Genomic DNA, 5217 nt, shown 5'->3' with positions numbered 1-5217 from the left:
CCACGGCCCAAAGCCGCCTAATCAGCCCCGGCGAACCTTCGTGGCCAACGCACTAGCCAAGACGCCACGACACCCGGGCCCCCATATCCACCAAACGGGCACAGGACGCCAGCGCCGCCCGGCCGAGCGCGGATTGGCAGAAGAAACATGGCCGGTTACTCAATCAGCAGTGGCGATCCTCACCAATCCGGCGGGCAGCACAACCGGCGGGCCGACCTCCGCCTACGGCCAACCCTCGGGAGGACCTGCCTTATCCACTCACCACAAGCGTGCACCCACACACCCCACGCCCCTGCAACAACCCGAAGGGAGATCACCTCGGCTCGGTCGGCGGCTTCGCAAGGCCAGACGGACGACGTCGGCCGCATCCCATCACAGCTACGGCCGCCCTGCCCCTCCGCAGCGAGGGGACACCAAGGCGTGTTGCACCCAAAACATCATAAACATGACCTAGCGTGCTGTTTTGTCTGATAACCCCCAACGATGTCGAATATGACGGAAGTGGAGATGTTGTGCGCAAGCTTCGCAATGCTGCCCTGGTAGCTGCCATGCTCGGGAGTTTCAGCATGCTCGGGGCCGGTGTCGCCGCGGCCGGCGACGGCTACGGCCACCCGGACGGCTGGCACAAGGGCAAGGACGGCAACGTAGTCGTGTGCGAGCAGCGGTCCAACGTCAGCCAGGACACGGTCCAGGTCGGCCTGATCAACGTCGCGACGGGGCCCGTCACGGTCCTCGGCAGCGGCCCGGCGACCGCGGTCGCGGTCCAGCAGATCTGCAGTGGCGAGGACACCCTGGCCAGGAACGACGCCGACGCCGAGACGGGAACGGGAGTCGACCTCGACCTCGACCTTCTCTAACAACGGCAAGACGCCTACCAGCGCTTGCCGGCGAGCCGGTAACGGGTGGGGCCCGTTGAGCTGATGGGCTGCGAGCCGTTCACGTGAGACGCCCGGTTGGGAGTTCCCAGCCGGGCGTCTCGCGTGAACGGATGTTGGGTTCAGCCGCGCCAGTGTCCAAGTGCCCGTGAACGAAGGCCCGGGGACCTGGACCGGGCGTTGGCCAGGGCCCCGGGGGGCCGCACCCTCGAGGGATGGACATGCGAGCACCGACGAGAACAACGCATTACACGCACTTCGGTCACGGGCAAAGATACGACCAGCTCGTGACCGCGGAGCCGAACACCGCAACGAGGCCGAGAAGCACCGCGCCAACGCTTATGACGCCCGCAAGTTCGTTGTGCTCGTCACCAGCAAGGCCGCCTCAGCCGGCACCCGGATGTCCTAGACGGGGACAGCGGCACCGACGACCTCCGCAGCGGCACCGCACAGGCCCCTCAAGATCGCTCCTGGACAATTGGGCAAGAACGATCTTGAGGGGGCTGTGCGGGCAGGTAGTTCGCCCGGCCTCCCTCAGAGCGGGAGGAGGGGAGGCCGGGCAGAGTGCGGACACGGAGGTGGGTCCGCACTCCAGCGGCCGGGGGCGACCGCCGGAACACCTCCACCCTGCCACCGGCCCGGTAGAAAAGCAGCCAGCGCGACACAGCAACTTCCGGCCATGGGCCCGTCTGGCCTCAAGTCGGCGCAGTGGACCATCAGCCTTGCAAGCGCCCAACAGATAGCCCGGACATGGGTCGGGGCCGACCGCCAACCACTGCGGCCGGCCCCTGGAGGCCGTGCTGTGTTCCACTCCCACTCATCGCTCGTGTGCCCACACCACGCGGCCCCTAACACCCCGCAAGGGCGACCGTGTCCCGGGACCCACCGACGTTGTTATCGGGTATGGGCGCGCGCATGCATCGATCCACGGTCTGCGCCCGCCCGGGGCCCTGGTAACCCTGCCCGGCCCAGGGCCCCACCCCTCGACATCGCCACACGGGCAGCCGCACCGCGGACCGGCAGAGCTCCGGTGCCTCACCGGCACAGGAAACCGAACCGACGCCCCCCTCGCGGGGGCCGCCAGCGCACCCGACGACCAGGCCGCGCCGAAACTCCCGTCGGTCACAAGCAGGGCATGCGGGCAGACAGGGACCCTGACGCCCTGGTGGTCGTTGTTATGCCGACGCGTGAGTACATATCCGTCCCCCACGGACCGCGTTGTGAGGGGGCCCTCCCCCCGAGGGGCCCTCACTCCTTTCTTTTCAGCGACCGCGACGCGCCCGCTGGGATTGTCTTCCGCGTCCGCCTCACTCACCCCGAGATCACCATTGTCTGGGCCGACTCGGCCGCCGCCTGGACCGAGTGGCCACAAGGGCCTGGGCCGCCTTCCTGTCACCCCGCTGGGGGGTCACGCAAGCAGCCTGACCCGTACCTCACCACTTGCACGGTCTACCTGCACGCCATGGCCGGCCTGTGTGAGGATCGCCAGCAGCGCCGACCGCAGAGCAGCGCGGATGCCCTCGAACTCGGCATCCTCCCGCCCCGAAGGATCAAGCTCGCTGGCCGGCACCCATCCGACCATCACCGAGTCTGTCTCCCGCCGGACCCGCAGGCCGCAGCTGCCGTCCTCACCTGCGGACGCCACATCGAAGCCGGCACGGGCCAACGTCGCGCACACATCAGCGAGCAGCTTCTGTGCGGCATCAGAAGTCATGGCCGGAGCCTACGCACCCTGAGCACAGCGTCGTACTGAGCGCGCGGGAAAGTGAAGTGCAGAGGGAGGTCCCGGGCCACTGTCATGGCTCCGGGACTTCGCACGCAGGCAACTGCGCGGGCGCACGTTAAACCGGAGTTGGTGTCTGTATCCGGGCAGGCTGCGCGGCCGTGTCACTGCGGGCGGCGGTGAGCAGTTCGTAGGTTTCGGTCAGGTGCAGCAGGCTGGCCGGCTGCTCCTGAAGCCCGGACAGCATCAGGTGTCCGGCCTGTGTGTGCATCCGGCGGCGCAGGCGTAGTAGCAGGTTCAGGCCGCTGGAGTCCATGAAGGACACCTCTGACAGGTTCAGGTGCAGGGTTCTGGCGCCGAGCGGGAGAACAAGGGCGGCTTCCTCGACCGCGGGAGTGGTCTGTAGGTCCATTTCCCCGGTAACAGAGATCACTGTCAGGTTGGGGTGCTGTTCGACGGTCACGGCGAGATCGTGCACGGTTCGCTTCGCCCCTCAATCCAGGGGTCGAGCCCATCACGGCGACCAGCAGAACGCCGGCGCCGTCAAGCGCGCGGCGTGGGCCGCGCACAGTCCAGGTAAGACCAGGCTGGCGTCCGCGTAGCATCCCACACAAATGTTGCCCTCTGTCAACCGTTTCTGCACAAGCGGTACTGGGGCCGACGGGCCGGCGTCGTCGCCCAGGCCGACGTCCCCGAGCCCTGCCGGACCCGAAGGTCGGCGACCTGCTTGAAGCGTTGTTCCACGGACTGACGTCCGCCTATCGGGCGCAGCCTGATGCCGCTCCCGCACACGCCCCGGCCCGCCCAGGGCGGATTACATGACGAGAGCCCCTGCGGCGGGACGTGACGACTACCGCGGAGGCTCTCGCGTGCCGCATCCACCAAAGGTGCACGTAGTCGGCCCAGTCACTGTCCCCTCACTACCACGTCACCATGGGGATGCCACGGTCCAAGTCACCCGGACAGACCGATGACCGTGAGGCGGGACAAGGGGGCAGGGCCAGCGGCCTCGTCGCCCGCGACGAGCGCGGGCACTTCCGCCTGCCCGCAGACGGCGGGGCGGCGTGTACAGACCGGCAGAGCTCCGGTGTGTCAGCGGCGGAGGAAGCCGAAAAGGCCGTTCTCCTTGCGCCACGCCCCCGGTGTGGTCAAGGCGCCAGGGGCTTGTCGTCGGTGTGGCCGCACACCCAGGCCAGGGCGTCGTGGACACCGTGGATGTAATCGCGGGGCACAGTGCGCTGGGTAGAGTCTTGGATCTGCACGGTGGCGGCGTCCGCCTCCGCGATCAGAACCTCCATCGCTGGTGCACCGTCCATTGACCGCGCGGTGATGGGCGCGGGCTCCCCACGCCCCAGCGCCCAGAGGTACCCAGCCAGAGCACCCCGGGCATACTGCGTCTGCTGATCCGGCCCGGCAGCCCCAGCCTCCAAACACTCGAAGGCCCGCTCGACCTCCGTCACATCACGGACTCCGGTCTTCGCCTGCGTCGCACTAAGCGGATACATCGTCATACAGATATGACTAACCCCGCTCACTCAGGCCATGTCACGGCGCACCCGGCGCTCACCCGGCAAACGGTAGCCGCCCCGGCGCACCCAACCCGTCGACGCCGTCCCAGCCCGGTTCGCGGACGACGTCGGCAGCGACGCGAAGACCATCCGGGCCGTACGCCGCTATGCCCTCACCGGCGACCGCCGCGCCCCGGGAGGCACCTGGCTCTCACCAACCGGAGCCAGGGCGGTACGACCGCGCTCACAACCGCCGCGGCCCAGCGAGGCCTCACTCTGCCGACCCCGTGACCCGATACTCACCGTCGCAGTTGTGCCGGGCGACGCGGGCGAACCTACGGATTCGGACTGCTCGCTTCAGGGGCCCCGACAACCGCGCCTGGCCCGGGGCCCCACCCTCACCCAGCGGTTCCGGTGCGCGGCGAAATACTCCCCCCGTCGCACACGCCGCCCGTCACACCTACCCGGAGCGGGTGTCGATGGGCCTGGACGGCGCGTCAAAGGGCGCTCCTGGGGCCGCGTCCCTGCGCGAGGACCCTACGGCCACCCATGCCCCACCACCCGGCCCACGCCCGCGTAAGCTTGCCTTTTAACCTCTGGACGCCGCTGGGACAACCGATTCATTCCTCCAGGGCGTCACCAGTGTGAGCCGCCATGGCCGCTGTACGGCTGTCGAAGAGGCCCTGGAGCGCTTCCTGTGCGCTTTGCCGGTCTAACAGTGGTGGCTCTTGGGCGAGCAATAGGCGAGCTCTAGCTTCAACTTCAGCCCATGCGCGTCGGCTGCGCCTATTGGCTGCGCGCCTGACGTCGCTGCGAAGGAATCCTGCCCCGGCTGAGAGCCCGGCAGAAACCAGGGCCAGCAGTGCCGCGGGGACACGAGCATCGGCAGAGGCGAGTCCAGCAGTTCCGGAAACACCGGCCAGGACTGCGGCCGGGAAGCCGAGGGCAACGTCGATGAACGACCAGAAGCGAACATGCCTATCGGCCTTTCGCACTTGTCGCTCTGCCTCGCCAAGCAGCTGTTCGACCTCGACTTGGAGTCGCGGTATTCGCACTAAGCGTTGTCCCGTAAATGATCTACGACGTGTTCGCTGACCTGCTCGTTCCTTCG

General features: G+C 68.0%; 4 protein-coding genes. 1 reads left to right on the top strand and 3 read right to left on the bottom strand.

All coding sequences use genetic code 11. The features are described from left to right. Window positions 1-566: 566 nt before the first annotated feature. Window positions 567-857 carry a hypothetical protein gene (locus IE185_RS32635; RefSeq protein ID WP_170198390.1) on the top strand — a complete coding sequence of 97 codons (291 nt, stop codon included), beginning with the start codon at window positions 567-569 and terminating at the stop codon, window positions 855-857. A gap of 1426 nt (window positions 858-2283) precedes the next feature. Here the strand turns inward: IE185_RS32635 and IE185_RS32630 are convergent. The 3 genes from IE185_RS32630 to IE185_RS33555 form a co-directional block, all read right to left on the bottom strand. Next, window positions 2284-2589, bottom strand: coding sequence for a hypothetical protein (locus tag IE185_RS32630; RefSeq protein ID WP_138898178.1), 306 nt, complete (start codon window positions 2587-2589; stop codon window positions 2284-2286). A gap of 127 nt (window positions 2590-2716) precedes the next feature. After that, on the bottom strand, window positions 2717-3061 hold the full coding sequence (locus IE185_RS32625) for an STAS domain-containing protein (protein WP_170198391.1): 345 nt from the start codon (window positions 3059-3061) through the stop codon (window positions 2717-2719). A gap of 685 nt (window positions 3062-3746) precedes the next feature. Beyond that, window positions 3747-3896 (bottom strand): hypothetical protein, encoded by a 150-nt coding sequence (locus IE185_RS33555; RefSeq protein ID WP_229843852.1) that lies wholly within the window; start codon window positions 3894-3896, stop codon window positions 3747-3749. Window positions 3897-5217 lie beyond the last annotated feature (1321 nt).

The sequence above is a fragment of the Streptomyces chryseus genome (assembly GCF_014650755.1).
In the GTDB taxonomy this organism is placed as follows: Bacteria; Actinomycetota; Actinomycetes; order Streptomycetales; family Streptomycetaceae; genus Streptomyces; species Streptomyces chryseus.
This window is presented reverse-complemented; position numbering and strand designations above follow the sequence as displayed.